Raw genomic sequence first — 26464 nt, 5'->3', positions numbered from 1 at the left:
CGGAAGCGTGTATCGCCTTTGTTCCATGAGAACAAGTGGGGAACTTCATGGGCAAATCAAGAGGTGCGGCGGTAGCGGGCGACCCCATTGGCGAAGGCAGGGGAGCCGAACGACGCCTCGAAGGCGGCGGACAGGGACGAGTCGTGCGGCGAACGAAGGGTGTTTTTGAGCAACCGGAGCGCATCGGCGTCGTTCGCGGCGATCGTCCGGGCGACGTCCACGCCGTCACCGGACAGATCGGCCAACCCGATCCGCAGCGCCTCCGCCGCATCGACGGGTGCGGCGGTGAACAGCAGCCGCGCCGCCTGCCCCTTCCCCACCCGCGCGATCAGCCGCGCGACGTCGCCGGCCGGATAGCCGATCCCCAGCCGCGCCGGGGGAATGGAAAAGCGCGCATCCGCCCCCGCGACGATCACGTCGCAGGCGAGCGCGAGCGCGACCCCGGCGCCGAACGCCGCGCCCCCGACCGCCGCGACCGTGGGCATCGGCAGCGCGGCCAGCGCCTCCACCGCGTCCTGCATCGCCTGCCGGAACGCGGTGCGCGCCGGCACATCATCGACCAGCCGCGCCAGATCGGCGAGATCGGCGCCGGCGGAAAACACCCCCGGAGTCGATGAGGCGACCACCAGCGCCGCGGCATCGGCGGGGACGCGGGCGAGCAGATCGGCGAGCGCGCGCCACCCGGCGGTCGGCAGGGCGTTGCGCGCCGCCGGGCGATCGAGCGTGACCGTGGCGATCCCGCCGGCGACGTCGAGCGCGATCACGCGACGACGCTCGCCAACCGCCACCAGCCCGGTTGTTCCGCGGCGACCACGGCCGCCGCCGCGTCGCGATCCGCCGCGTCCGGGAACAAGGCGAAACAGGTCGCGCCCGATCCCGACATCCGTGCCAGCACCGCGCCCGGTCGCTCGCGCAGGATCGCCAGCACCTGCGCCACCTGCGGCGCGACCCGTTCGGCGGCGGGCTGCAGATCGTTGCGCCCGGCGATACCACGCGCGAGCGTGTCGCCGCCGTTCGGGATCGCGCCGCGATCGACGCCGTCCCACCCGGCGAAGATCGCCGCGGTCGACACCGGCACCAGCGGATTGACCAGCAGCACCGGCATGTCGCCCAGTCCGGCGATCGGCGTCAGCGCATCGCCCCGACCGCTGCCGAAGGCGGCGCGGCCAAGCAGGCAGGCGGGCACGTCGGCACCCAGCCCGACGGCCAGCGCGACCAGCCGCGCGTCGTCCGCCGCCACGTCATGCCGCCGCGCCAGCGCGCGGAGCGTCGCGGCGGCATCCGCCGATCCGCCGCCGATCCCGGAGGCGACCGGCAGATATTTGTCGAGCGTGATCGCATGATGCTGCGCGATGCCGAACGCCGCGCGGAACGCCGCGGCGGCGCGCACGACCAGATTGTCGGCGTCCGGCCCGACGACGCCCGCGAACGGGCCGCCTACGGTGAAAGCGGACGTATCGGCGTCGGCCAGCGACACGCGATCGCCGTCACGCGCGAAGACGAACAGCGTCTCCAGATCGTGATAGCCGTCGGGGCGCCGCGCGCGGACGTGCAGCGCCAGGTTGATCTTGGCCGGGGCGGTTTCGGTCAGCATCCGCGCGCTGTGCGGCACGGGGGCCGGATCGGCAAGGTGGGTGCGATCGCGGGCGTCGGCGCGGAGCGAGGTGGTAGGGGCTCGCGCGAAGACGCGGAGGCGCGGAGTGCGCGGAGGATGGCCCGCACCGTGATGCGCCGGTCGACTGAAAGATGAGGGCCGCTGTCGCGGCGGGGGCACCATCCTCCGTGAAATTTTCTTTGTTGCGCCCTGCACAAGCCGCGCTCGTCGTCATGCGGGACGTTCCCGGATGACCGGGGGAGCGACGCCATGCGCCAGCGCCCCGCCGGCCTACAGCCCGTCGGCGATCTTCGCATCCAGCCGCGTCGTCGCGGGGGGCTGCGCCGAGACGCGCGCGGCGGTCCAGGCGTAGCGCGCTTCATAGCGGCGGCCGGCCTGCCAATAGGCGTCCCCCAGATGCTCGCCGATCTCGGCATTGGCCGGGTCCGCGGCGGCGGCGCGTTCGATCAGCGGGATCGCGCGCGCCACCTGTCCGCGGCGCAGCAGCGACCAGCCGAGCGAATCGGTGATCGCCGCATCCCCCGGCTTCAGCGCGGCGGCGCGTTCCAGCAGCGCCTGGGCGGTGTCGGGCTGTTCGCCGTGTTCGACCAGCGCATAGCCCAGATAGTTGAGCGCGATGGGATCGCCCGGCGCCAGCGCGACCGCGCGTTCCAGCGCGGCACGCGCCTCCTGCCACTGCCCCGCGCGGTCCAGCGCGGCGCCATATTGCAGCCAGAGCGTCCCGTCCTGCACCGCGCCGACGCGCGTGGTCAGCGCACGGAAGATGGCCGCGGCGTCGACCGGCTGGTCGAACCGCAGATAGAGATCGGCGAGCCGCAGGCGATCGGCATCGGTCGCGCCCGGCGCCTGCGCCAGCACGCGCGCTTCCGCCACAGCCGCCTCGGTATCGCCCTTCGCCGCGAGCAGCTGCACGCGCCCGGCGCGCGCGTTGGCGGCATAGATGCTGTCCGGGCGGATCTGCGCCAGTTCGGCGATGCCGCGATCGACGGCGTCGTCCTTCGACAGCGCCGCGGCCAGCAGGATGCGTGCGCGGTCGTCGCCGGGATCGGCGCGCAGCGCACCGCGGATCAGCGCATAGCCGATCGGCCCCGGATCCCCCGGCGACAGATCGGAGGCGATGCGGGTGAACAGATAGGCGACGCCGAACGCCAGCGTCGGGCGCGCGCCCTGCCCGCGCGGACGGTCGCGCAGCGCCGCAACGGGCGATGCATCCCCCACCAGCAGCGCACGGGCCGCCCCCTCCTGCCCGCGGCCGATCAGCAGCCGCGCGGCGGCAAGCCGCAGGTCCTGCGCGGCCTGATCCACGCCGGCGCGCTCCGTCGCGATCAGCGGGCCGATCGCGGCCATTCCCGCCGCGACATCGCCGCGGCCGAGTTGCAGCAGCACGTCGCTTTCCCGCGCAAACCGCTGCGCCACCGGATCGACCGGCACGTCGCCTCCGGCACGCCCCGCGATCCAGCGGTCGAGCGCCGGCGTCAGGACGCGCAGCGGCCCACTTTCCAGCCCCGCCAACGCGCGCCGTGCCGCCGCCGCATCGCCCGCCGCCGCCGCCCGCGCGATCGCCAGCAGCGGGGCGTCGGCGGGGGCGGCATGATGCGCGGCGAGCACCGCCGCGGCGCGATCCGCCAGATCGAGGTCGCCGGCACGGATCGCCTCGCGATAGGCGCGCAATGCCACGACGGGATTGTCGGGCGACGCGGCCAGCGCAGCGGCATAGCCGGCCGCCGCCTGCGCCACCGCACCGTCGCGGTCGGCGACCCGCGCGGTCATGTAAAGGTCCAGGCCGGGGGTCGAGGGCACGGTTCCGGTCGCCGCCGCCGGCGATGCGGCCATGGCCAGGCACACCGCCAGCCCGTTGGGACCGGATGCCAACAGCAGGCGCTTACATATTGGGATAATTGGGTCCCCCGCCGCCTTCGGGCACGACCCAGTTGATGTTCTGGGTCGGGTCCTTGATGTCGCAGGTCTTGCAGTGGACGCAATTCTGCGCGTTGATGACGAACTTCGGATCGCCCGTGTCCTCGCCGACGATCTCGTACACGCCGGCCGGGCAGTAACGCTGCGCCGGTTCGTCGTACATCGGCAGATCGTATTCGACCGGGATCGACGGATCCTTGAGCCTCAGGTGGACCGGCTGGTCCTCCTCATGATTGGTGTTCGACAGGAACACCGACGACAGGCGGTCGAAGGTCAGCACGCCGTCGGGCTTGGGATAGTCGATCTTCTGGACCAGATCCTTGCGCCACAGCGTTTCGTGATCCGGGTGGTGATGCAGCGTGAACGGCATCTTCAGCCCCAGATATTCCGCCCACATCGTGATACCGGCCAGCCCGGAGCCGAGGAAGTCGCCGAATTTCTTCACCAGGGGCACGACGTTGCGGACGATCGACAGTTCCTTCTTCACCCACGACTGGTCGTAGGCGGCGGTATAGCCGGTCAGTTCGTCATGCTGGCGCTGCGACACGATCGCCTCGACCGCGGCCTCGGCGGCCATCATGCCGCTCTTCATTGCGGTATGCGTGCCCTTGATCCGCGGCACGTTGAGGAAACCGGCGCTGTCGCCGATCAGCGCGCCGCCCGGGAACACCAGCTTGGGCACCGACTGGTAGCCGCCGTCGCTGATCGCGCGCGCGCCGTAGCTGACGCGCTTGCCGCCCTTCAGGAGCGCGGCGACCTGCGGATGCGTCTTCCACTTCTGCATCTCCTGGAACGGGGAGACATAGGGGTTGGTGTAGTTGAGCCACGTCACAAAGCCGATCGACACCTGCCCGTTGGCCTGGTGATAGATCCAGCCGCCGCCGTTGGCGCCATGTTCGCTGAGCGGCCAGCCCTGCGTGTGGATGACGGTGCCCGGCTGGTGCAGTTCGGGGTCGATGTCCCACAATTCCTTGACGCCCAGGCCATAGACCTGCGGGTCGCAATCGGCGCGCAGATCGAAGATGCGCATCATCTCCTTTGACAGATGTCCGCGACAACCTTCTGAAAAGAAAGTGTATTTCGCGTGGAGTTCGAGGCCGGGCTGGTAATCGGGCTTGCGCGTGCCGTCGCGTGCGACGCCCATGTCGCCGGTCGCGACGCCCTTCACGCTGCCGTCCTCGTTGAACAGCACCTCGGCGGCGGCGAAGCCGGGGAAGATCTCCACCCCCAGTTCCTCGGCCTTGCCTGCCAGCCAGCGGCACAGATTGCCCAGCGAGCCGGTGTATGTCCCCTTGTTGTGCAGGAACGGCGGGGTCCACAGGTGCGGCAGGTTGACCTTGCCCGTCTTCGTCAGCACCCAGTGGAGGTTGGTCGTGACCGGCACTTCCGCCAGCGGGCAGCCATCGTCGCGCCAGTCGGGCAGCAGCTCGTCGAGCGCCTGCGGGTCGATCGTCGCGCCCGACAGGATGTGGGCGCCGACCTCGGACCCCTTTTCGAGCACGCAAACGGAGATCTCCGTCTCACGCGCGGCGGCGGCCTGTTTGAGACGGATCGCCGCCGACAGGCCGGCCGGGCCGGCGCCGACGATCACCACGTCATAGGGCATGGATTCGCGATCGCTCACTTGCTCTTCTCCTCTCGGTCCCGTTACGGCGGCGCTGGTCGCACCGGGGGAACGTCCTGTCCGTGTCGCGGTGCCAGCAAGTTGACCCTCGCGTCAACCACGCATCCTATAGGGGAGACGATGGGGGCAGACCAGAATCTCGATTGGGCCGCGGCGGCGGCGAGCGCGCTCGACTGGTGGCGCGATGCCGGCGTCGACGTGCTGGTCGCGGACGAACCGCTGCGCTGGCTGGAAGTGCCCGCCCCGGTCGCCGCGCCGGCGGCGACGCCTTCCGCGCCCGCGCCCGATGTGCTGCCCGACACGCTCGAGGCGTTCGCGGCGTGGCGGCTGGGCGACGGCGCGCCCGACGCCGGCTGGGGCGGCGTGCCGATCGCCGCGAGCGGTCCGGCGGGGGCGGCGGTGATGATCCTGGTCGACTGCCCCGAGCGCGACGACCGCGATATCCTGATGGAGGGGCCGGTCGGGCGCCTGTTCGACCGGATGCTCGCCGCGATCGGGCTGGACCGCGCACAGGTGGCGCTGGCGGCGGTCTGCGCGCGTCGCCCGACCACCGGCCGCGTGCCCCGCGACGTGGAGGCGCGGCTGGGCGCGATCGCACGGCATCACGTCGAACTGGTCACCCCGAAGCGGCTGCTGGCGATGGGCGATGCGGCGAGCCGTGCGATCCTGTCGATGAACGTCGCCGATGCCAGAGGACGTTACCACCCTCTTAACCATAGAAACGGCACGATTATCGAGGTCGTGGCGACCCACCATCCGCGCTTCCTGCTGGATCGGCCCGCCGCGAAGACCGAGGCGTGGAGAGACCTGCTGATGCTCATGAAGGAGCAGCATTCGTGAAGAACCGGATGATCGCCGGCCGGATGATCGGCGGATGGCTGATGGCGGCAGCCGCCACGCTGGCCCCCGCCGTGGCGAACGCCGAACCGAGCGCGCGCGGCACCGCCGCCGCCGCGACCGCGCGTGCCGGCATCCCCGACCAGCTGACCGCCGACCAGGCCGCCGGCTATCGCACCGTCTTCGCCGCGCTGCGCGACGGGCGCTGGTCCGATGCGCAGATCGCGCTGGACGCGATGCCGCCCGGGCCGCTCCACGCCTATGCCCGCGCGGAACTCTACACCGCCAAGGGTTCGCCCAAGACGGCGGGCGAGGCGGCGGCCAAGCTGCTGGCCGAGGCGCCCGAACTGCCGCAGGGCGAGGCATTGCTGCGCATCGCGCGAGCGCGCGGGATCGTCGACGGCCTGCCGGTGCTGCCGGTCGCGCAGCGGCTGATCTGGCAGGACGGCGCTCCCGTCCGCGCGCGCGCCAGGGCGACGAAGAGCGACCTGATCGCCGCCGAGCTCGCCACGAAGATGCAGCCGTTCATCAAGGGCGACATGGGCGCCGAGGCGCAGGCGCTGCTGGAGGCGACCCCCGGCCTGACCCCGGAAGCGCAGACCGAGTGGCAGGCGCGGATCGCGTGGATCTATTTCCTGCAGGGGCTCGACACGCAGGCGCGGCAGATGGCGGACAAGGCCGCGGCCGGCACCGGCGACTGGGCGCTCAACGGCCGCTGGACCGGCGCGCTGGCGGCGTGGCGGCAGGACGATTGCGCCGCGACCCAGCCGGGGTTCGAGGCGGTCGCCGCGCGTGCCACCGATGTCGACCTGCGCGCCACCGCGCTGTACTGGACCGCGCGCGCCGACATGCGCTGCGGACGGCCCGACCGGGTGGAGGCGCGGCTGAAGACCGCCGCGCAGTACAAGGAAACCTTCTACGGCCTGCTCGCGCGGCAGGCGCTGGGGCTGGAGATCGAGCGGATCCGGCCGCAGCGCGTGACCAGCGATTGGGCGCGGCTGGAACGCCGCCCCAACGTCCGCGTCGCCGCCGCCCTGTCGCAGATCGGCGAGAACGAGGCCGCCGACGCCGTGATCCGCCATCAGGCGCGGATCGGCGACCCGGCGGATTTCGGCAGCCTGATCCGCCTGACGGAGACGCTGGACCTGCCCGCGACGGTCGTGTGGCTAGCGCACAACATGCCCAACGGCGTCGCCGCCACCCCCGACACCCGCTATCCGATGCCGAGCTGGACGCCCGACACCGGCTGGCGGATCGACAAGGCGCTGGTTTACGCCCACACGCTGCAGGAATCGGGCTTCCGCACCAAGGTGCGCAGCCCCGCCGGCGCCTACGGCCTGATGCAGATCATGCCCGCCGCCGCGACCGATTACATGCGCGAACGCGGGCTGACCGTGGATCAGGCGGCGCTGACCCGCCCGTCGACCAACATCGACATCGGCCAGCGCCATATCGAGAAATTGCGCGACATGGGGCTGACCGGCGGGCTGCTGCCCAAGGTGATCGCCGCCTATAACGCCGGTCCCAAGCCGGTCGGCGAGTGGAACGGGATGGTCCGCGACAACGGCGACCCGCTGCTCTACATCGAAAGCATCCCCTATTGGGAGACGCGCGGCTATGTGGTGACGGTGCTGCGCAATTACTGGATGTACGAGGCGCAGGGCGGCAAGGCGCAAAGCCCCAGCCGCTCCGCGCTGGCGCAGGGCATGTGGCCGCGCTTCCCCGGCCTGCCGGGCGCGAGCGCGGTGCGGATCAAGGCGCCGTCGATCGGCACCGCGCTGGCGGTGAACGCGACCGTCGCGCCCGACGGGACGACGCGCACCAACTAAGGTGCGACGCTTGGCCGCGATGGCGTTCGCCGCCGTCCGACCCGTCGATGACGACGCGATCCGGATGGAGCGCTGCCCCGCCCCGCCGCGCGGTCAGCCATCCGTGTCCGCGCCGCCCGGCGCGATCAGCCAGGCGCGCGCCGCGGCGATATCGGCGAACGATCGCGTCTCGCGCGCGGGGCTGATCCGCCGCGCCTGGATCGCGCCGAGCGCCGAGCCGACGACCACCGCCGTGCGGCGCGTTTGCGCGGCATGGCGTTCGTGGAACGTCGACAGCGCCGCCGCGACGTCCCGCACGTGCAGATGGGCGCGGCGCAGATCGACGAGCGTGCGGTCGGACGTGGCGCCCGGCGGCGCCGTGCCGCGCAGCTCCTCGGTCGCGGCCGCATATGCCGCCACCGTCTGCATCGTCCACAAGCCCACCAGCGTGATCGTCAAGATGCCGCCGTCCGCATCATAGCCGAACGTGAAACCCGGCTCCTCGAACATGATCCTCTCCTCCACCGCGCCGGCATCACCGGGAATACGGCAGCGCGCAACCGGATATTTACGTCATCGCAATAACATGCCGGGCCATGGACGTTCCGCCTCCGGTCCCGGCCGCCGTGCCGATCGACGATCTTGAACCCGGCGAACGCATCCGCTGGCAGGGCCGCGGCCGGGCGCAGGCGATGCGCAGCAGCTTTGCGATCTGGCTGTTCGCGATCCCCTGGACCGCCTTCGCACTGTTCTGGGAAACGCTGGCGCTCTCGCCGTGGATCGCCCCTGCGCGCGCCGGCGGGACGAGCGCCGGCACGCTGCTGGCCGGGATCGTCATGCCGCTGTTCGGGGTGCCGTTCGTGCTGGTCGGCCTGTGGATTCTGGCGCGGCCGTTCGCGCTGATGCGGCGCGCGGGCCGCACCGTCTACGCGCTGACCGACCGGCGGCTGATCCGCCGCGTCGACGGGCGGACCACCGAGGTGGAATCCATCTCGCTCGACCGGCTGGGCGCGATCACCACCAGGGAGCGCCGCGACGGATCGGGCGACCTGTCGGTGCAGACCGGCCGGCGGATCGATTCGGACGGCGACCGGGTCAACGCCTATTTCAAAGTCGACGGCGTCGCCGATGTCGCCGGGCTACGCCGGTTGCTGTCGGCGTCGACGCAGGATTGACGCCGGCCGCTCTGGCACCGGGCGCTGCGCTCGCCTATCGTCGCGCGATGCCGATCGACGACACGCGCCCGTTCCTTCCCGTCCGCATCGCGGTGCTGACCGTGTCCGACACGCGCGGCCCGGCGGAGGACCGGTCGGGCGACACATTGGTCGCGCGGCTGAGCGATGCGGGACATGTACTGGCGGAGCGTACGATCCTGCGCGACGATGCCGATGCGATCGTCGCGCTGCTGCACCGCTGGATCGACGATCCGCAGGTCGATTGCATCATCACCACCGGGGGCACCGGCGTGACCGGGCGCGACGTGACGCCCGAGGCGGTGGAGCGCGTCGCGGACAAGATGATCCCCGGTTTCGGCGAGTTGTTCCGCTGGCTCAGCTACCAGACGATCGGCACGTCGACGGTGCAGAGCCGCGCCTGCGCGTGCGTGGCGCGCGGCACCTATGTCTTCGCGCTGCCCGGATCGACCGGCGCGGTGAAGGATGCGTGGGACGGCATCCTGAAGGACCAGCTCGACAGCCGCCACCGGCCCTGCAACTTCGTCGAGCTGATGCCGCGCCTGCTGGAGCGCTGACGCGGCGCCCGCTCGCTCAGGCGGCGGGCTTCTTCGCCGCTGCCACCGGGGTCTTATGCTCGTCGAAGAAATCGTCGATCGAGCCGACCATCGTCGTCCACCAGTCGATGACGTCGGTGAAGTTGGTGGCGTTCAGCCCGCCGATCGTCGCCACGTCATAGCGCAGGACGACCGCGCCGTTCTTCTCCAGCGCCATCTGGGAAAAGCGCTTGCGCGAATTCCAGTCGTTGACCGCCGCCGCGTCGATCCCGCCCGGGTTCTTGAACGAGGCGTAGAATTGCAGCGAGTCGCACTGCTTCGCCTGTTCGCAGCCATAGAAGAACACGATGTAGGAATAGCCGTCCGTGGCGCTTTCCACCTGCGGATCGCCGGTCTGGTCCTTGCCGGGCAGCCCCTGGTAACCACGCTTGACCAGCGCCGCGGCGACGGTGGCGGGGTTGCTGGCGCACACCATTCCGGCAGCGCACGGCGCCTCATCCTTCGCCAGCGCTGGGCTTGCCGACAGCAACAACGCCGCCACCGCGGCGGCCAGAAAACGCACCATCACACGCCCCTTTTCGCGAATGAACAACCGATAATGGCGTGTGCGTAACGAACTGCGGCGACGGGTGCAACGGTGCGATTGTTCTTTGTTTGTTCCGGTCGGTGCGCTACGACAGCGCATGGCTGCCAGGAGTCGAGCGACGCGAGGAGCGACACTGAACGCCGCCAGCGCGCGCTTTGCCCTGCCGCAGCGTGACGCGGACGGCGACTGGCTCGATTCGCGAAACACCATCGACGGCGCCTCCGCCCCACCCCGCACCACCGTGACGGTCGAACACGCGCGCACGATCATCACCCGCAACCGCTCCCCCGACGTGCCCTTCGATCGCTCGATCAACGCCTATCGCGGCTGCGAGCACGGCTGCATCTATTGCTTCGCGCGGCCCAGCCATGCCTATCACGACCTGTCCCCCGGACTCGATTTCGAGACGCGGCTGTTCGCCAAGCCCGATGCGGCGGCGTTGTTGCGCGAGGAGCTGCGCAAGCCCGGCTATCTGTGCCAGCCGATCGCAATGGGGACCAATACCGATCCCTACCAGCCGATCGAGCGCGAATGGCGCATCACGCGCGCGGTGATCGAGGTGCTGGCGCAATGCCGCCACCCGCTGGTCATCACCACCAAGTCCGACCGCGTCGTGCGCGACATCGACCTGTTGGCGCCGATGGCGGCGGACGGGCTGGTGGCGGTGGCGATCTCGGTCACGTCACTCGACCCGCGGATCGCGATGACCGTCGAGCCGCGTGCGCCCACCCCCGAGCGGCGGCTGCGCGCGGTGCGGGCGCTGAGCGACGCGGGCGTCCCCACCTATGTCAACATGGCGCCGGTGATCCCCGCGATCACCGATGGCGAGGTGGAGGCGATCGTCGCGCGTGCCGCGGCGGCGGGCGCGCGCGGCATCTCCTACATCCCGGTGCGGCTGCCGTGGGAGGTCGCGCCGCTGTTCCGCGCGTGGCTGGACGAACATTTCCCGGACCGCGCGGGCAAGGTGATGGCGATCATCCAGTCGCTGCGCGGCGGTCGGGACAACGATCCGCGCTTCGGCATGCGGATGAAGGGCCAGGGGCCGTGGGCGGACCTGCTGCGCACACGCTTTCGCATCGCGCGTGCCAGGGCGGGGTTCGACGATGCGCGGCGCAAGCTGGACCTGCGCTGCGATCTGTTCCGCCCGCCGGCGGGGGCGCAGGGGGAATTGTTCTGAGGGGGCGGGACCGCACGCGGAGAGGTGTTCCGGCTGTCAGCGGTCGTCCGACGTCCCTGCCCACTCGTCATCCCGGCGAAGGCCGGGATCTTTCGGGGAAGGGAGAAACGGCTGCGGCGGGAGACCCCAGCTTTCGCTGGGGTGACGGTCGGGGCTGGGGTGACGGTTGGAGTGGGCTGACAGGTCGGGCGGGGGGATGTTCGCCGCGCCGGGATCACCCCACCGATTTCAGCCGCGTCTCCTCGACGTCGAATTCCACCTTCGTCACCCCGGGCAGCTGCTCGATCCGCTCGGCTAGTTCGGCGTCGAGCGCGAAGTCGCGGCCCAGGATCACCACCGCGGCGGCATCGCCGTCCAGCGGCACCTTCAGCGTCACCTTTCCGCGCGCGCTGCCGCGCAGCGGGCCGATCAGCGCGGCGAGGCCAGCCACGGCAGCAGGGCTGTCGGCGGTCACCGCCAGCGCAAAACGGGTGACGTTGGCCAGCCCGTCGAACGGCTTGATCCCCTTGATCGAGACGCGCGGGGTTTCCTCGCCGGGGCGGCGGTCCAGCTCGACGGTCAGGAGGCCGCATTCGCCGGTCTTGGCGGCTTCCTCCAGCGCGGCCGAGGCGCCGTCCTCGAAACAGGTCGCGATGAACTGCCCGGTGGCGTCCGACAGCGTCGCCATCAGATAGCGCCGCCCGCGCGCCGAGGTGCGCCAGCGCGCATCCTCGACCAGCACCGCCATCGTCGCCATCACCCGCGCTCCGTCGGGGATCGGCAGGTCGTTCAGCGCCGTATAGCTGCGCGCGCCGTGCATCTTCGCCAGATGGCGGAAACGGTCGACGGGATGCGCGGAGAAATAGAAGCCGAACGCCTCCTTCTCCTGCTCCATCCGTTCGGCGAGCGTCCAGCGGACGTCGGCGGGCGGCTTGATCGTGTCGCCGGTCCCGGCATCGTCGCCGAACAGCCCGCCCTGCCCGCTGGTGCGGCCGTGATGCGTGCTGGCCGCGATCGCCAGTACCGTTTCGGCGACCGCGTGGACGCCGGCGCGGTTGGCGTCGAGCACGTCGAACGCGCCGCCCGCCGCCAGCGTCTCCAGCTGGCGCTTGTTGATGAGCCGCGGGTCGACGCGGTTGGCCAGATCGTCGAGGCTGCGGAACGCGCCGCCGTTCGTGCGCTCCTCGACCAGCCGCTCCATCGCGCCTTCCCCCACCGACTTGAGCGCGGCGAGCGCGTAGCGGACCGCGGGCGCGCCCTCGCCATCCACCTCCACGTCGAACTCGGCCTGGCTGGCGTTGATGCACGGCGGCAGCAGCGCGATGCCCAGCCGGCGCATGTCGTCGACGAACACCGCCAGCTTGTCGGTCAGATGGATGTCGTAACACATCGACGCAGCGAAGAATTCCGCCGGGTGATGCGCCTTCAGCCACGCGGTCTGGTACGCCAGCAGCGCGTAGGCGGCGGCGTGGCTCTTGTTGAAGCCATAGCCCGCGAACTTGTCGATCAAGTCGAACAGCTGGTTGGCGTAATCCGCCTTGATCCCGTTATGCTCGGCACAGCCGGCGACAAAGGTGGCGCGCTGCGCGTCCATCTCCGCCTTGATCTTCTTGCCCATCGCGCGGCGCAGCAGGTCGGCGCCGCCGAGCGAATAGCCCGCCAGCACCTGTGCGGCCTGCATCACCTGTTCCTGATAGACGAAGATGCCATAGGTTTCGGACAGGATCGGTTCGAGCAGCGGGTGCGGGTACGTGATCTCCTCCGTCCCCTGCTTGCGCCGGCCGAACGACGGGATGTTATCCATCGGGCCGGGGCGGTAGAGCGAGACGAGCGCGACGATATCGCCGAAATTGGTCGGGCGCACCGCCGACAGCGTGCGGCGCATCCCCTCCGATTCCAGCTGGAACACGCCGACCGTATCGCCGCGCTGGAGAAGTTTGTAGACGCCCTCATCGTCCCAAGACAGCGCATCGAGGTCAATCGAAATCCCACGCTTTTCAAGCAGCTGCACCGCCTTCTTGAGGACCGACAACGTTTTCAGGCCCAGGAAGTCGAACTTCACCAGCCCCGCCCCCTCGACATATTTCATGTCGAACTGCGTCACCGGCATGTCGGAACGCGGATCGCGGTAGAGCGGCACCAATTGCGCCAGCGGCCGGTCGCCGATCACCACGCCCGCGGCATGGGTGGAGGAGTGGCGCGGCAACCCTTCGAGCTTGGTCGCCAGATCCCATAAGTGGCGGACCTGGTTGTCGTTAGAATATTCCTTCGCCAGCTCCGGCACGCCGTTCAGCGCGCGCTTCAGGTCCCACGGGTCGGTGGGGTGGTTGGGCACCAGCTTGGCCAGCCGGTCGACCTGCCCGTAGCTCATCTGGAGCACGCGGCCGGTATCCTTCAGCACCGCGCGCGCCTTCAGCTTACCGAAGGTGATGATCTGCGCCACCTGGTCGCGGCCGTATTTCTCCTGCACGTAGCGGATCACCTCGCCGCGCCGGGTTTCGCAGAAGTCGATGTCGAAGTCGGGCATCGACACGCGCTCCGGGTTCAGGAAGCGTTCGAACAGCAGCCCCAGTTGCAGCGGATCGAGATCGGTGATCGTCAGCGCCCAGGCGACCGCCGAGCCGGCGCCCGATCCGCGTCCCGGCCCGACCGGAATGTCGTGCGATTTGGCCCATTGGATGAAATCCGCGACGATCAGGAAATAGCCGGGGAATCCCATCTGGATGATGACGTCCAGCTCGAATTCCAGCCGCGCGCGATAGGCGTCCTGCCACCCCTCGCCCCCGGCCTGCCCAAGCTCCTCGATCCGCCGGAGCCGTGCGGCCAGCCCCTCGCGCGCGCGGTCGCGCAGCATCGCGGCCTCGCCCTCGCGGTCGCCGGCGAGGCTGGGGAGGATCGGCTTGCGCTTCGGCGCCGCCACCGCGCACCGCTGCGCCACGACCAGCGTATTGGCGATCGCCTCCGGCAGATCGGCGAACAGCGCCTTCATCTCCTCGGCCGGCTTCATCCACGCATCGGGCGACGAACGCGGGCGATCCTCGCTTTCCACATAGGTGGAATGCGCGATGCACAGCATCGCGTCATGCGCGTCGCCGAACGCCGCTTCCTCGAAACAGCTGGGGTTGGTGGCGACGATCGGCCAGTTGCGATCGTAGGCGAGGTCGAGCAGCGGCTCCTCCGCCTTCTCCTCGGTCGCGTCGCCGCGTCGGCACAGCTCGATATAGAGGCGATCGGGGAAGATCGCCGCCAGCCGGTCGGCATAGGCTGCGGCGCGCGCGGGCTGATCCTCCGCGAACAGCCGCGCGACCCCGCCCTCCCCGCCGGCGGTCAGCGCGATCAGCCCCGCGCAATGACGTTCCAGCAGGTCGAAGCCGACGTGCGGCGCCAGTTCCAGCGGCCGGTCGAGATGCGCGTGGCTAACCAGCGCGCACAGATTGTCGTAGCCGGCGCTATCCTGCGCATAGAGCGCGATCCAGTCGATCACCGGCGGCGCACCGTCGGGCATGTCGGGCCGCGCGAGGCCCAGCATCGTACCGATCACCGGCTGCACCCCCGCGCCCACCGCCGCGTCGGAAAAGGCCATCGCGGCATAAAGGCCGTTGCGATCGGTCAGCGCGGCGGCGGGAAAGCCCAGCTTTGCGGCGCGCTTGGCCATCGCCTTCGGCTCGATCGCGCCGTCGAGCATCGTGTAGGACGAGAAGATGCGGAGCGGTACGAACCCGGAATGCGGCATCGGCCTTACCTAATGTGAACCGCCTGATTCGACCAGTGCGGAACCGCCACCGCGCGCACCCGTTCGCCACCGACGCCACCAGGAGTTAGTGCGATGACCGACCTGCGCGATCCGATCCTGCCACCCGATACGCCCCCGAGCTCCGGCCCGACCTCCGGGCCGACCTCCGGCCCGCCCACGAGCCCGGCGACCGGCGCCGGGTGGGGCTGGATCATGGCCTATGGCGTGGTGTCGGTGGTGCTGGGGATCGCGGCATTCGCCTTTCCCTATGCCGCCACCTTCGCCGCGACGGTGACGATCGGGGTGCTGTTCTTCGTATCGGGTGTGTTCGCGATCGCGGCGGGGTTGTTCGCCCAAGGCGCGGAGAGCCGTGGCTATTCGGTGCTGTTCGGCATCCTCTCCGTCGTGGTCGGCGCGTTGATGGTGATGGAGCCGGTGACGGGCGCGATCTCGCTGACGCTGACCGTCGCGGTGTGGCTGGGCGCGCGTGGCGCGCTGGAGCTGTGGTGGGGGCTGAAGATGCGGCGGCGGCGCGCGATGGTGATGGCGCTGGGCGCGGTGAACCTGCTGCTGGCGGTGTTCATCGCGATGACGGTGCCGTGGTCGGCGCTGACGCTGCCGGGCTATGTGCTGGCGATCAGCTTCCTGTTCGGCGGCGTCGCCGCGCTTGCCGCCGCGGGGGACCACCGCAAGGGAGCGAGCGCGTTCGCCGTGCCGGAGTAAGGCCACCGTCGGGCGCCTTGAGCGCCCTGTCCCGGCGGCACGTAGGGTCCGGCATGACGGAGGGGAAGCGGGGCGATCAGCCCAGCAGCGCCTCGATATCCTTTTCGATATCCGCCGGCTTGGTGGTGGGCGCGTAGCGGTTCACCGTCCGCCCCTCCCGGTCGACCAGGAACTTGGTGAAGTTCCACTTGATCGCCTTCGACCCCAGCACGCCGGGCGCGTCGGCCTTCAGCCGTTCGAATAGCGGATCGGCGCCCGCACCGTTGACGTCGATCTTGGCGAACACCGGGAAGGTGACGTCATAGGTCAGCGAACAGAAACTGGCGATCTCCGCCGCGTCGCCCGGTTCCTGCGCACCGAACTGATTGCACGGGAAGCCCAGCACCTCGAAACCGCGGTCGGCATAGCGGCGGTGCAGCGCCTCCAGCCCCTCGTACTGCGGGGTGAAGCCGCATTTCGAGGCGGTATTGACGATCAGCAGCACCTTGCCCTGATACGCGTCGAGCGCGACGGGCGATCCGTCGGCGGCGGTTACGGTGAAATCGGTGATCGCGGTCATCGCGGTTTCTCCAGCAGGAAATTCAGATTCATGCGCACGCCCGGCCACTCCGACGCGACGATCGAATAGACCACCATGTCGCGGACGCGGCCGTTGAACAATTGGTGCGCGCGCAGCACCCCGTCGCGCTTCGCGCCCAGCCGCTCGATCGCGGCCTGCGACCGTTTGTTGAACCAGTCGGTGCGGATCTGCACGACCTGGCACCCCAGCACGTCGAAGGCGTGGGTCAGCAGCAGCAGCTTCGCCTCGGTATTCACCCCGCTGCGCTGGACCGAGCGGGCGTAGAAGGTGCCGCCGATCTCCACGCGGCGATGCGCCTCGTGCATTCGCATAAAGCGGGTGAGGCCGACGACGCGGCCGTCGGGCGTCTCGACCGTCAGTGGCAGCGCCCGGCCATAGTCCTGTTCCCGCAGCGCGGCGGCGACGAACCCCTCCGGATCGGTCATGCCGGATACGTTGGTGAAGAACAATTCGGTCAGGTCGCCGTCCGCCGCCGCCTCGGCCAGCGCGGGGGCATCGGCCGCGACCAGCGGACGCAGCGTGACGTGGCGCCCGCGCAGCGTTGGCGGGGTGCGCCACGGGTTGCTCACGCCCCCGCCTCCTCCAGCATGCCTTCATGCAGGCGGACGACGCGGTCCATCTTCGCCGCCAGCCGTTCATTGTGCGTCGCGACCAGCGCGGCGGAGCCTTCGCCGCGGACCAGCCGCAGGAACTCGGCCAGCACCACGTCGGCGGTGCGCTCGTCGAGGTTGCCGGTCGGCTCGTCCGCCAGAACCAGTGCGGGGCGGTTGGCGAGCGCGCGGGCGACCGCGACGCGCTGCTGCTCACCGCCCGACAGCTGCGCCGGACGGTGCGTCAGCCGGTGACCGACGCCCAGCGCGGACAGCAGCGCGGCGGCGCGCTCCTCCGCCGCGGCGAGGGTCGCGCCCTGGATCAGCTGCGGCAGGACGACATTCTCGATCGCGTTGAAATCGGGCAGCAGGTGGTGGAACTGATAGACGAAGCCCAGCTGGTCGCGGCGCACCGCGGTGCGCCCAGCGGCATCGAGCTGCGCGGCCTCCACCCCGGCGATGCGGATCGACCCGGCGAACCCGCCCTCCAGCAGGCCGACCGCCTGGAGCAGCGTCGACTTGCCCGATCCCGACGGGCCGAGCAGCGCGACGATCTCCCCCGGCCCGACCGACAGGTCGACGCCGCGCAGGACGTGGATCGTCGTTTCCCCTTGCGTGAAACTGCGCGCGAGGCCGGTCGTCTGAAGGACGGCGTCACTCATAGCGCAGCACCTGTACCGGATCGGTGCTCGCCGCCTTGAACGCCGGGTAGACGGTGGCGAGGAAGGTCATGACCAGCGTGATGACGACGATCGCGGTGATCTCCACGGGGTTTGGCTTCGACGGCAGTTCGGTGAGGTATCGGATCGACGGGTCCCACAGGTTCTGCCCCGTCACCAGCTGCACGAAATTGACCACCGACTGGCGGAAGAACAGGAACACCGCGCCCAGCAGCAGCCCGGCGATCGTCCCCAGCACGCCGATAGTGGTGCCCACCGTCATGAAGATGCGCAGCATCGCGCCGCGGCTGGCCCCCATGGTGCGCAGGATCGCGATGTCGCGCGTCTTCGACCGGACCAGCATGATGAGCGAGGAGGCGATGTTGAACGCCGCCACCAGGATGATGATGCACAGCACGACGAACATCGCCACCCGCTCCACCGCCAGCGCGTCGAACAGCTCGGCATTCAGGCGGCGCCAGTCGGCGACGACGCCGACGCCCTGCACCTTGCGCGCCAGCGGGGCGAGGATCGGGCCGACGCGGTCGGGATCGACGGTCTGCAGTTCCACCATGCCCACCGCATCGCCCATCAGCAGGAAGGTCTGCGCATCGGGCAGCGGCATCATCACATACGCCTTGTCATAGTCGTAGATGCCGACTTCGAAGATCGCCGCGACGCGATAGTTGACGATGCGCGGGACGGTGCCGAACGGCGTCGTCTGCCCCTGCGGGCTGACCAGCGAGATCTCGGAACCGATCGTCGCGCCCAGCGCCTCGGCCAGCCGCGCGCCGATCGCCACGTTGTTGCTGCCCGGGGTGACCGCGTCGAGATCGCCGGCCACCACCTTCGACCGGATCGTCGGGTTGCCGCGGATGTCCTCCACGCGCATGCCGCGCAACAGGATGAATTCGGCGCGCCCGTTATAGGTGGCGAACAGCGGCTGTTCGATCAGCGGCACGGCGCTGGTCACCCCCGGCGTGGCGGTCGCTTCCTTCACGACGCGCCGCCAGTCGGCGAGGCGGCCGTTATAGCCCTGCACCACCGCATGGCCATTCAGCCCGACGATCTTGTCGAACAGCTCGGCACGGAAGCCGTTCATGACGCTCATGACGATCACCAGCGCGGCGACCCCCAGCATCACCGCGCCGAGCGAGAAACCCGCCACCAGCACAATGAACCGTTCACCCTTGCCCGGCAGCAGATACCGCCGCGCGATCATGCTCTCATAGCGCGACAGCAACATGCCCGCGCCTGTAGGACGGCCGGCACAGCCGCGCAACGGGGCGTGTGGCGGAATCGACACAGCGCGGCCACAATCGGTTTATGTCCCGTTCATTTAGGGTGACAGCGCCCCCATGGCCCCGGCATACGAACCGCACTGGCACACAGGCAACGGCCGTGGTTCGGGGAATGTCGCCAGGCTCCGCTTCGCATGACGAGGCGCGCGGGCCAGGGGACTGGATTAGGGGGCTGACGAGCAATCGTCACGCAGGCGCCCGGGTCGTGAAAACGGCCCGGGCGTTTGCCGTTCGGTCGCAGGCGCACCGCGCCGTCGCGCGCCGCGCGGCGACTGAACCGGCCGGCGGGTCGGCACAGCCGAACCCGTCCGACGTCACGCCGGCGGCTCCGCCGCCGGCCATTCCAAGCCCCCCGTCAGAACGACGCCGACACCGTCACGCCATAGGTGCGCGGGTCGCCCGGCTGACCCACGACCAGCCCGGTGTTGCCCGACTGGGTCGCCAGCAGTTCGTAATAATCTTTGTCGAAGGCGTTGCGCAGCCACAGGAAGGCGTTCAGTCCGCGATCCGCACGATAGCCCAGCCGGACGTTCGACAGCGCATAGCCGTCGATGTTGGTGTAGATCGATTCGGACGGGTTGGACGAAAAGCCCGAGCGGTAGCTGCCGTCATAGCCGACATAGACATTGCCCCCCGCCGCCAGCGGCACGGCATATTCCGCGCCATAGGAAAACGCCCATTTCGAGATGCCCGGCAACCGCTGACCGGAGATGTCGCAATTGGCCGGGCTGCCGGTGCCCCCCGACAGTTCGGGGGGGCACGGCGCGTCGGTGAACGTCACATATTTGGCGTCGGTGAAGGCGCCGTTGGCATAGAGGTTCAGCCGCGTGGTCGGGCGGAGGGCGGTATCGACCTCCACCCCGCGGGTGCGCACCTTGCCCGCATTGGCCAGATAGCCGCGCAGCACGCCCAGCTGGCCGTTGGTGACGGTCGCCTGGTAATCGTCGATCTCGGTCCAGAAGCCCGCGACGTTCACCGTCGCACGCCGGTCGAGGAACTGCGTCTTCAGCCCCAGCTCGTAATGGTTGACCTTCTCCGGCCGGACGGTCGCCGCCGACAGGATCGGGTTGCTGCTGGCATCCAGCGGCAGGCCCGACAGGTTGATGCCGCCCGATTTGTAGTTGCGGGCATAGGTGGCATAGGCGTGGACGTCGCGGGCGACGTTCCACGCGGCGGTGATGTCGCCCGACACGTTCCAGTCGTCGAAATCGGGCTGGTAGCGCTGCGGCGCCAGCACGCCGCGCTGATCGGCGTTGAGCGTGGTCGATCCGCTCCCGATGGTCACCACCGAGACATAGGAACCGCTTTTCTTGTCATAGTTCACGCGCAGCCCCGGTGCGATCGAGAAGGCGTCGCTGATATGCCAGGTCAGCTTGCCGAACGCCGCCGCCGAGGTGTTCGAGAAGCCGATCGTGTTGCGCGCGGTCAATCCGTTCAACACCGCGGGGTTGCAGGCATTGGCGGTCGCGGTGGCGCAACCGTTGGCGCCGAACGGCGGGGTGCCGGGGTTGAGCAGGAAGCGGCTCGCCGCCGGCCCCTGTACCTGCAACCCCTGCGTGTCGATCGTCTGGTGGAAGTAGAACAGCCCGGCGACATAATCGATCGTCCGCCGGCCGTTCGACGCGACGCGCAGTTCCTGGCTCCACTGTTTCTGCTGCGACGGATTGGCCGACACGGTGGTGATCGGCAGCCCGATGAAGTCGCGGTCGTTCGACGGATCCCAGTCCCAGAAGCGATAGGCGGACACCGACGTCAGCGTCGCCGCGCCCAGATCCCAGTTCGCGACCAGCGAGGCGCCGCCCAGTTCCTGTTTCGCGCGCAGCGGCGTGTCGAGATCGGTCAGCCGGTCGAAGGCGTTGCGCGACGGCGGCTGGTAGCCGAAGGCGGCGGCGAGCGCGTCATACTGGCGCCAAACGGGGCGCTGCGTGGCGCCGACGCGCGCGAAAATCTGCGCGCAGCAATCCGGGTCCTGATGGTTGTAGTCGGCGTAGAGCGTCAGATCGAGGTTGGGCGCGGCCTGCCACAGCAATTGCCCGCGCAGGCTCTTGTTGTCCTGCGCATTGACGTCGGCGCCGGTGCGCACGTTATGGATCGTGCCCCGGCGCGAGGTGACCGAGGCGGACAGGCGGATCGCCAGCGTGTCGGCGATCAGCGGGCCGGATGCCGAAGCCTTGGCCTGGATGAAATCGTAATTGCCGGTGCTAAACTCCACCCGCGCCTCGGGCGTGAAGCTGGGCTTGCGGGTGGTGATGTTGATCGCGCCCGCGGTGGTGTTCTTGCCGTACAGCGTTCCCTGCGGTCCGCGCAGCACCTCGATCCGCTCGGTATCGGTGAAGTCGAACGTCGCCGACGCGATGCGGCTGTAATAGACCTGGTCGACATAGATGCCGACGCCCTGTTCGATCCCGTCGTTGGTCAGCCCGAACGGCGCGCCCAGCCCGCGGATGTTCGCGGCCGAATTGCGCGGATTGGTGGAATAGAATTGCAGCGTCGGCTGGATCTGCGTCAGCCGGCTGACATTATAGGCGCCGGTTTCGGACAGCGCGGTGCCGCCGATCACCGATACCGCCAGCGGCACGGTCTGCACGCTTTCGGTGCGGCGGCGCGCGGTGACGACGATATCGCCCCCCGCCGCCTGCGCCGGGCCGAGGCGGCCGGTGGCGGCGGTCGTGGGATCCTCCTGCGCGGCGGGCGGCTCCACCGGCGGCGCGGCGGGCGTGGATGCGGCCTGGAGCAGCAGCGTGGCGAGCGTGATGGACATGAACCGACCCCTTTCGTTCGTCCGCGCATCATCCGTTCGCGATCAAACCCGATCAAGAAAGTAGGTGTTTACCCCACCCCTTGAATCGCTTCGCCGATTTCCCATTTTCCGGATGTGCGGTGCCCATCAGGGGCCGCACGGTGAAGGGCGCCGCGGATGCCCGGGCGCCTTTGTTCAAATAGCTCGCTGGAGGATTTGACGATGCGTTTCGACCTTACCCCCTACCGCCGCTCCACGATCGGTTTCGATCGCCTGTTCGACATGATCGAGGCCAACGCCCGGAGCGCGTCCGAAAATTACCCGCCGTTCAACCTGGAGCGAGTCGCCGACGACCGCTACCGCATTACGCTGGCCGTGGCGGGGTTCGGCCGTGACGAGATCGAGATCGTCGCGCAGCAGAACCTGCTGATGGTGACCGGCAAAAAGGACGACAAGGCGGACAACGGCAACTTCCTCCACCTCGGCATCGCCAACCGCAGCTTCGAGCGGCGGTTCGAGCTGGCCGACTTCGTGTTCGTGGAGGATGCGCGGCTGAACGATGGCCTGCTGGTGATCGACCTGGTCCGCGAGGTGCCCGAGGCGATGAAGCCCAAGAGCATCGCGATCAAGACCGGCGCGCCGCTGGCCGCGGTCGAAAACAAGAGCGGCGACGAGGCGAAGGCCGCGTAACCCGCGCCGCGCCGCGCGATATCGGCGTTCCTTTGCTCCCTTTCGGAGCGCCGGTGGGGGCGTCCGGGCCTGAACAAGGCCCGGGCGCCTTTCCTTTTCACCGGAAACGCGTCACCCCTGCGAAGGCAGGGGTCTCCCGATGGCGTAAGTTGCGCCCGCCAAGCAGAAGATCCCGGCCTTCGCTGGGACGACGATGTGGAGCGGATAACGGCTCGTCGCGACGTTCCGAATACCCCTACACCAGCCGGCTCTGCTTCACCGCCGCGGCGATGAAGCTGGCAAACAGCGGGTGCGGGTCGAACGGCTTGCTCTTCAGCTCCGGGTGGAACTGCACGCCGACGAACCACGGATGGTCGGGCCGCTCGACGATTTCCGGCAGCGTGCCGTCGGGGGACATGCCGGAAAAGACCAGCCCGCCCTTTTCCAGCGCGTCGCGGTACGAGGTGTTGACCTCGTACCGGTGGCGGTGGCGCTCCGAAATCTCGTCGCTGCCGTAGATGGAGGCGACGACGCTGTTGCCGGTCAGCGCGGCGGTATAGGCGCCCAGCCGCATCGTCCCGCCCAGGTCGCCGTTCGCGGCGCGCGTTTCCAGCCCGCGCTCGCCCATCCATTCGGTGATGAGGCCGACGACCGGCTCGTCGGTCGGGCCGAATTCGGTCGACGACGCCTGCGGCAGGCCCGCCAGGTCGCGCGCGCCCTCGATGCACGCCATCTGCATCCCGAAACAGATCCCGAAATAGGGCACGCGGCGTTCGCGCGCGAAGCGGACCGAGGCGATCTTGCCCTCCGCCCCGCGCGACCCGAACGCGCCGGGCACCAGGATCGCGTGGCAAGGCTCCAGATGCGCGGCGATCTCGGTATCATCGCCCTCGAACAGTTCGGCGTCGATCCAGCGGATGTTGACCTTCACCCGGTTGGCGATCCCGCCATGGACCAGCGCCTCGTTGAGCGACTTGTAGGCGTCCTGCAGGCCGACATATTTGCCGACGACGCCGACGGTCACCTCGCCCTCCGGGTGCATCAGCCGCTCGACGATTTCCTCCCAGCGGGTAAGATCGGGGGGCGACGACGGGGTGATGCCGAAGGCGCGCAGCACCTCCGAATCCAGCCCCTCGGCATGATATTGCAGCGGCACGGCGTAGATGCTCTTGGCGTCCAGCGCCGGGATGACGGCGGTTTCGGGGACGTTGCAGAACAAGGCGATCTTCGCGCGTTCCGATTCGGGCAACGGATGTTCGCAGCGGCACACCAGCACATCGGGCTGGACGCCCAGCGCCGCCAGTTCGCGCACCGAATGCTGCGTCGGCTTGGTCTTCAGCTCGCCCGCGGCGGCGATGTACGGCACCAGGGTGACGTGGATGCTGATCGCATTGCCGCGCCCGACCTCGTTCTTCAGCTGGCGGATCGCCTCGATGAAGGGGAGCGATTCGATGTCGCCGACCGTCCCGCCGATCTCGCACAGCACGAAGTCGAGGTCGTCGGTTTCCGCGCGCGCGAACGCCTTGATCGCGTCCGTCACGTGCGGGATCACCTGCACCGTCGCACCCAGATAGTCGCCGCGCCGCTCGCGCTCGATGATCGTCTTGTAGATCCGGCCGGAGGTGACGTTGTCCGACTGGCGGCTGGCGACGCCGGTGAAGCGTTCGTAATGGCCCAGGTCCAGATCGGTTTCGGCGCCGTCGTCGGTGACGTACACCTCGCCGTGCTGATACGGGCTCATCGTGCCGGGATCGACGTTCAGATAAGGGTCGAACTTGCGGATGCGCACGCGATAGCCGCACGTCTGCAGCAACGCCGCGAGGCTTGCCGCCATGAGACCCTTGCCGAGCGAGGAAACCACGCCGCCGGTGATGAAGATGTACCGCGCCATGGGGGTGAACGCCTAACCTTTAAATACGAACGAGGGCAAGCGCGCGGACGTGCCGCGCGCGATGAAACGACGATCGGTGCGACGATCAGTTGGCGAGCGGGACGCCGTTGTCGGCGCGTGCGGGCTGCTGCGCCGCTGCGGCATTGGCGGCGGCGCCGGCCAGCGCGTCGTCCGCCGGGGCCGGCGCGGTCTGCGCCTGCGCGGCGGGCGCGCGGCGCTGGAGCGAGGTGTCGACGCTGGTGGCGCTGCGGCTGGCGGCCAGGAACGCCAGCAGCACGCTCATCGCGATGAACACGCCCGCCAGGACCGACGTGGCGCGCGTCAAGAAATCCGCCGCGCCGCGTGCCGACATCAGCCCCGACGGGCTGCCCGACGACGTCAGCCCGCCGCCCTCCGACCGCTGCATCAGGATCACGGTAACAAGGGCCGCCGCGATGATGGCCTGGACGACAAGCAGAAAGGTGAACATGGCGGCGCGAACGATCCCGGAAATAGAGAAAGCGGGCGAACGGGCCGAAGCCCGCACCCCGGACCGCCGCCACATAGTCCCGCCGCCGCCGCCGATCAACCGGCGCGCCGCAAACCGCATAAGGCGTGGCAAATTCGTGACATGGCTGAAACCAGCCGCGCGGGCGGGCGTTATTCCGCACAAATCCGGAACGTTCCGGCAGCGTTGCAACAGAGACGGGACAAAGACGTGGCGACCTTTGCGCAGCCCGAACTCAATTCATGGATGAAGGCGCTGGTGGACTATGTCCGCTCCGGCGAGCCCGACCTCACCAACCGCCAGATGGCGCTGCTGCTGGTGGTGTACCTGCGCCCCGGCCCGCATACGGTGCGCGGCCTGGCGCGTATATTGAACGTGTCCAAGCCGGTCGTCACGCGCGCCTTGAACAGGCTGGGCGCTCTCGGCTATCTGCGCCGCCAACGCGACGACAGCGACAAGCGCAACATCTTCGTCGCGCGCACTTCCGAAGGGGCAGATTTTCTTGAGGAGTTCGGGCAGTTCATCGGCGACGGCGAGCCACCGTCCGCAGCGCGCGCGGCTGGCGCGTAGCGGATTCGCATTGACCGGGCGCTCCGTCGCGCTCGATCCGCGTACCCATGCGGTGCGCCCCGACATCGCCGACGTCCGCCTGGCCGATCGCGTCTTCGCCCCGCATTACGCCGCCCCGGCCCGCTGTACGCTGGCGCACGATGCCGTGTTGCGCGAGCAGCGCGGCGCCGATTCCCCCGCGGTGATCGCGTTGAGGGCGGGCGATGCGTTCGACCTGTTCGACGTCACCGGCGGCATCGCCTGGGGCATCGCGGTCGAATCGGGGCTGGTGGGCTATCTCGACGCCGGGGCGCTGGCGTCGTGACGGTCGGCGTCTTCATCGACGGTGCGGTCGGCACCACCGGTCTGGAGATTCGCGAGCGGCTGTCCGCGCGGCCGGAGATCGCGCTCTACACGCTGGACGACGATCGCCGCAAGGATGCCGCCGCGCGTGCCGCGGCGCTCAACCGGGCCGATATCGTTATCCTGTGCCTGCCCGACGATGCCGCGCGCGAGGCGGTGGCGATGATCGCCAACGACCGGACGCGCGTGATCGACGCATCAACCGCGCATCGCGTCGCGGACGGCTGGACCTACGGCTTTGCCGAGCTGGAGCCGGACCAGGCGCAGCGGATCGCGACCGCGCGCTTCGTCAGCAACCCCGGCTGCTACCCCACCGCCTTCCTGGCGCTGATCCGCCCGCTGGTGCGCGCGGGGCTGCTGCCCGCGGACGCGCTGCTCAGCGTCAATGCCGCGTCGGGCTATTCCGGCGGGGGCAAGGCGATGATCGAGGAATTCGAAAGCGGCGCCGCAGCCACCGCCTTCCGCCCCTATGGCCTGTCGCTGGCGCACAAGCATGTGCCGGAGATGCAGCGCCACGCCGGCCTTGCCCATCCGCCGATCTTCCAGCCGTCGGTGGCCCACACCTATCGCGGGATGGTGGCGGAGGTGCCGCTGCACGCCGCGCAGCTGGTCGCCGGTACGACGATCGACGACGTGCGCGCCGCGCTGGCGGATCCCTATGCCGGCAGCGCGCTGGTGCGCGTCGCCGACAGCGACGTCGCCACCGTCGCGATCGAGGCAGATGCCGGGACCGATCGCATGACGCTGCGCGTGTTCGGCAATGCCGTTAACGGGCAGTTGCGGCTGGTCGCGACGCTCGACAATCTGGGCAAGGGCGCGGCGGGCGCGGCGGTCCAGAACCTCAACATCATGGCCGGTCTCGACCCCGTTGCCGGCCTGACCCTCTGACCCTTCTTTCAGCCTAGGA

At 69.4% G+C, this 26464-nt stretch carries 24 protein-coding genes; 10 read left to right on the top strand and 14 right to left on the bottom strand.

Translation table 11 applies throughout. The features are described 5' to 3' along the window. Positions 1 to 56 precede the first annotated feature (56 nt). From COA17_RS14860 to COA17_RS14845, 4 genes are all read right to left on the bottom strand, one after another. Positions 57 to 764 carry an enoyl-CoA hydratase/isomerase family protein gene (locus COA17_RS14860; RefSeq protein ID WP_096613516.1) on the bottom strand — a complete coding sequence of 236 codons (708 nt, stop codon included), beginning with the start codon at positions 762 to 764 and terminating at the stop codon, positions 57 to 59. Beyond that, the gene (locus COA17_RS14855; protein WP_096613655.1) at positions 761 to 1594 is read right to left on the bottom strand and encodes a 4-(cytidine 5'-diphospho)-2-C-methyl-D-erythritol kinase; all 834 of its coding nucleotides are present in this window, start codon (positions 1592 to 1594) and stop codon (positions 761 to 763) included. Before COA17_RS14855 ends, COA17_RS14860 begins: the two co-directional genes overlap by 4 nt. Before the next feature lie 291 nt (positions 1595 to 1885). After that, on the bottom strand, positions 1886 to 3487 hold the full coding sequence (locus tag COA17_RS14850) for a tetratricopeptide repeat protein (RefSeq protein ID WP_245857842.1): 1602 nt from the start codon (positions 3485 to 3487) through the stop codon (positions 1886 to 1888). 10 nt (positions 3488 to 3497) lie between these two features. Then, positions 3498 to 5156, bottom strand: coding sequence for an electron transfer flavoprotein-ubiquinone oxidoreductase (locus COA17_RS14845; protein ID WP_176484932.1), 1659 nt, complete (start codon positions 5154 to 5156; stop codon positions 3498 to 3500). A gap of 120 nt (positions 5157 to 5276) precedes the next feature. Between COA17_RS14845 and COA17_RS14840 the strand changes: the two genes are divergently transcribed. Both COA17_RS14840 and COA17_RS14835 read left to right on the top strand, forming a co-directional pair. After that, positions 5277 to 5996, top strand: a complete 720-nt coding sequence (locus COA17_RS14840; protein WP_096613510.1) for a uracil-DNA glycosylase family protein — start codon at positions 5277 to 5279, stop codon at positions 5994 to 5996. Between the two features lie 41 nt (positions 5997 to 6037). After that, positions 6038 to 7822 (top strand): lytic transglycosylase domain-containing protein, encoded by a 1785-nt coding sequence (locus tag COA17_RS14835; protein ID WP_096613653.1) that lies wholly within the window; start codon positions 6038 to 6040, stop codon positions 7820 to 7822. Between the two features lie 93 nt (positions 7823 to 7915). Here the strand turns inward: COA17_RS14835 and COA17_RS14830 are convergent, their stop codons facing one another. Further along, a complete protein-coding gene (locus COA17_RS14830) occupies positions 7916 to 8311 on the bottom strand; it encodes a hypothetical protein (protein WP_096613508.1) in 396 nt (131 codons plus the stop codon). A gap of 86 nt (positions 8312 to 8397) precedes the next feature. Here COA17_RS14830 and COA17_RS14825 point away from each other — a divergent pair, with 86 nt between their 5' ends. Together COA17_RS14825 and moaB are read left to right on the top strand one after the other, a co-directional pair. Then, complete coding sequence (locus COA17_RS14825; RefSeq protein ID WP_096613506.1) at positions 8398 to 8976, top strand: hypothetical protein; 579 nt, start codon at positions 8398 to 8400, stop codon at positions 8974 to 8976. A gap of 47 nt (positions 8977 to 9023) precedes the next feature. Further along, positions 9024 to 9551 (top strand): molybdenum cofactor biosynthesis protein B, encoded by a 528-nt coding sequence (moaB, locus tag COA17_RS14820; protein WP_096613504.1) that lies wholly within the window; start codon positions 9024 to 9026, stop codon positions 9549 to 9551. Positions 9552 to 9567: 16 nt separating this feature from the next. On the opposite strand, the gene COA17_RS14815 is transcribed toward moaB, so the two are convergent. Then, positions 9568 to 10095 (bottom strand): YbjN domain-containing protein, encoded by a 528-nt coding sequence (locus COA17_RS14815; protein WP_176484931.1) that lies wholly within the window; start codon positions 10093 to 10095, stop codon positions 9568 to 9570. A gap of 118 nt (positions 10096 to 10213) precedes the next feature. Here COA17_RS14815 and COA17_RS14810 point away from each other — a divergent pair, with 118 nt between their 5' ends. Further along, positions 10214 to 11293: a PA0069 family radical SAM protein gene (locus tag COA17_RS14810; protein WP_096613500.1), complete on the top strand. Its 1080-nt coding sequence runs from the start codon at positions 10214 to 10216 to the stop codon at positions 11291 to 11293. 214 nt (positions 11294 to 11507) lie between these two features. Here COA17_RS14810 and dnaE read toward each other — a convergent pair whose 3' ends face one another. After that, entirely contained in the window at positions 11508 to 15005 is a 3498-nt protein-coding gene (dnaE, locus tag COA17_RS14805) for a DNA polymerase III subunit alpha (RefSeq protein ID WP_066484923.1), read from the bottom strand. 93 nt (positions 15006 to 15098) lie between these two features. Between dnaE and COA17_RS14800 the strand changes: the two genes are divergently transcribed. Then, the gene (locus COA17_RS14800; protein ID WP_096613498.1) at positions 15099 to 15728 is read left to right on the top strand and encodes an HdeD family acid-resistance protein; all 630 of its coding nucleotides are present in this window, start codon (positions 15099 to 15101) and stop codon (positions 15726 to 15728) included. A gap of 76 nt (positions 15729 to 15804) precedes the next feature. On the opposite strand, the gene COA17_RS14795 is transcribed toward COA17_RS14800, so the two are convergent. The 5 genes from COA17_RS14795 to COA17_RS14775 form a co-directional block, all read right to left on the bottom strand. Beyond that, a complete protein-coding gene (locus tag COA17_RS14795) occupies positions 15805 to 16287 on the bottom strand; it encodes a glutathione peroxidase (protein ID WP_096613496.1) in 483 nt (160 codons plus the stop codon). Next, entirely contained in the window at positions 16284 to 16877 is a 594-nt protein-coding gene (locus tag COA17_RS14790) for a GNAT family N-acetyltransferase (protein ID WP_096613494.1), read from the bottom strand. Before COA17_RS14790 ends, COA17_RS14795 begins: the two co-directional genes overlap by 4 nt. Further along, complete coding sequence (locus tag COA17_RS14785) at positions 16874 to 17560, bottom strand: ABC transporter ATP-binding protein (RefSeq protein WP_096613492.1); 687 nt, start codon at positions 17558 to 17560, stop codon at positions 16874 to 16876. The genes COA17_RS14790 and COA17_RS14785 overlap by 4 nt, the downstream gene beginning before the upstream one ends. Beyond that, positions 17553 to 18803 carry a lipoprotein-releasing ABC transporter permease subunit gene (locus tag COA17_RS14780; RefSeq protein WP_066490121.1) on the bottom strand — a complete coding sequence of 417 codons (1251 nt, stop codon included), beginning with the start codon at positions 18801 to 18803 and terminating at the stop codon, positions 17553 to 17555. Before COA17_RS14780 ends, COA17_RS14785 begins: the two co-directional genes overlap by 8 nt. Before the next feature lie 410 nt (positions 18804 to 19213). Further along, a complete protein-coding gene (locus COA17_RS14775; RefSeq protein ID WP_096613490.1) occupies positions 19214 to 21619 on the bottom strand; it encodes a TonB-dependent receptor in 2406 nt (801 codons plus the stop codon). A 201-nt stretch (positions 21620 to 21820) separates the two neighbouring features. On the opposite strand from COA17_RS14775, the gene COA17_RS14770 reads away from it, so the two are divergent. Continuing rightward, positions 21821 to 22288: an Hsp20 family protein gene (locus COA17_RS14770; RefSeq protein WP_066487644.1), complete on the top strand. Its 468-nt coding sequence runs from the start codon at positions 21821 to 21823 to the stop codon at positions 22286 to 22288. Between the two features lie 235 nt (positions 22289 to 22523). On the opposite strand, the gene COA17_RS14765 is transcribed toward COA17_RS14770, so the two are convergent. Both COA17_RS14765 and secG read right to left on the bottom strand, forming a co-directional pair. Then, positions 22524 to 24158: a CTP synthase gene (locus COA17_RS14765; RefSeq protein ID WP_096613488.1), complete on the bottom strand. Its 1635-nt coding sequence runs from the start codon at positions 24156 to 24158 to the stop codon at positions 22524 to 22526. 85 nt (positions 24159 to 24243) lie between these two features. Beyond that, the gene (gene secG / locus COA17_RS14760) at positions 24244 to 24627 is read right to left on the bottom strand and encodes a preprotein translocase subunit SecG (protein WP_066487581.1); all 384 of its coding nucleotides are present in this window, start codon (positions 24625 to 24627) and stop codon (positions 24244 to 24246) included. A 264-nt stretch (positions 24628 to 24891) separates the two neighbouring features. On the opposite strand from secG, the gene COA17_RS14755 reads away from it, so the two are divergent. From COA17_RS14755 to argC, 3 genes are read left to right on the top strand one after another with little or no spacing between them, the layout of a single operon-like run. Then, positions 24892 to 25215 carry a MarR family transcriptional regulator gene (locus tag COA17_RS14755; protein ID WP_066487590.1) on the top strand — a complete coding sequence of 108 codons (324 nt, stop codon included), beginning with the start codon at positions 24892 to 24894 and terminating at the stop codon, positions 25213 to 25215. Between the two features lie 10 nt (positions 25216 to 25225). Further along, on the top strand, positions 25226 to 25519 hold the full coding sequence (locus COA17_RS14750; protein WP_245857840.1) for an SH3 domain-containing protein: 294 nt from the start codon (positions 25226 to 25228) through the stop codon (positions 25517 to 25519). Further along, complete coding sequence (gene argC / locus COA17_RS14745; protein WP_096613486.1) at positions 25516 to 26445, top strand: N-acetyl-gamma-glutamyl-phosphate reductase; 930 nt, start codon at positions 25516 to 25518, stop codon at positions 26443 to 26445. The genes COA17_RS14750 and argC overlap by 4 nt, the downstream gene beginning before the upstream one ends. Positions 26446 to 26464 lie beyond the last annotated feature (19 nt).

It is taken from the genome of Sphingomonas ginsenosidimutans (assembly GCF_002374835.1).
Taxonomy (GTDB): Bacteria; Pseudomonadota; Alphaproteobacteria; order Sphingomonadales; family Sphingomonadaceae; genus Sphingomonas; species Sphingomonas ginsenosidimutans.
Note: the sequence above shows the minus strand (reverse complement) of the source record. Positions and strands in the feature narration are given on the sequence as shown.

Bases quoted from the DNA above. Each gene is read 5' to 3' on its own strand.
- COA17_RS14755 (WP_066487590.1), top strand. From the start codon at position 24,892: ATGAAGGCGCTGGTGGACTATGTCCGCTCCGGCGAGCCCGACCTCACC.
- COA17_RS14830 (WP_096613508.1), bottom strand. From the start codon at position 8,311: ATGTTCGAGGAGCCGGGTTTCACGTTCGGCTATGATGCGGACGGCGGC.
- COA17_RS14825 (WP_096613506.1), top strand. From the start codon at position 8,398: ATGGACGTTCCGCCTCCGGTCCCGGCCGCCGTGCCGATCGACGATCTT.
- moaB (WP_096613504.1), top strand. From the start codon at position 9,024: ATGCCGATCGACGACACGCGCCCGTTCCTTCCCGTCCGCATCGCGGTG.
- COA17_RS14835 (WP_096613653.1), top strand. From the start codon at position 6,038: ATGGCGGCAGCCGCCACGCTGGCCCCCGCCGTGGCGAACGCCGAACCG.
- COA17_RS14765 (WP_096613488.1), bottom strand. From the start codon at position 24,158: ATGGCGCGGTACATCTTCATCACCGGCGGCGTGGTTTCCTCGCTCGGC.
- COA17_RS14770 (WP_066487644.1), top strand. From the start codon at position 21,821: ATGCGTTTCGACCTTACCCCCTACCGCCGCTCCACGATCGGTTTCGAT.
- COA17_RS14775 (WP_096613490.1), bottom strand. From the start codon at position 21,619: ATGTCCATCACGCTCGCCACGCTGCTGCTCCAGGCCGCATCCACGCCC.
- COA17_RS14810 (WP_096613500.1), top strand. From the start codon at position 10,214: ATGGCTGCCAGGAGTCGAGCGACGCGAGGAGCGACACTGAACGCCGCC.
- COA17_RS14840 (WP_096613510.1), top strand. From the start codon at position 5,277: ATGGGGGCAGACCAGAATCTCGATTGGGCCGCGGCGGCGGCGAGCGCG.
- COA17_RS14780 (WP_066490121.1), bottom strand. From the start codon at position 18,803: ATGTTGCTGTCGCGCTATGAGAGCATGATCGCGCGGCGGTATCTGCTG.
- COA17_RS14800 (WP_096613498.1), top strand. From the start codon at position 15,099: ATGACCGACCTGCGCGATCCGATCCTGCCACCCGATACGCCCCCGAGC.
- COA17_RS14795 (WP_096613496.1), bottom strand. From the start codon at position 16,287: ATGACCGCGATCACCGATTTCACCGTAACCGCCGCCGACGGATCGCCC.
- secG (WP_066487581.1), bottom strand. From the start codon at position 24,627: ATGTTCACCTTTCTGCTTGTCGTCCAGGCCATCATCGCGGCGGCCCTT.
- COA17_RS14855 (WP_096613655.1), bottom strand. From the start codon at position 1,594: ATGCTGACCGAAACCGCCCCGGCCAAGATCAACCTGGCGCTGCACGTC.
- COA17_RS14785 (WP_096613492.1), bottom strand. From the start codon at position 17,560: ATGAGTGACGCCGTCCTTCAGACGACCGGCCTCGCGCGCAGTTTCACG.
- COA17_RS14815 (WP_176484931.1), bottom strand. From the start codon at position 10,095: ATGGTGCGTTTTCTGGCCGCCGCGGTGGCGGCGTTGTTGCTGTCGGCA.
- dnaE (WP_066484923.1), bottom strand. From the start codon at position 15,005: ATGCCGCATTCCGGGTTCGTACCGCTCCGCATCTTCTCGTCCTACACG.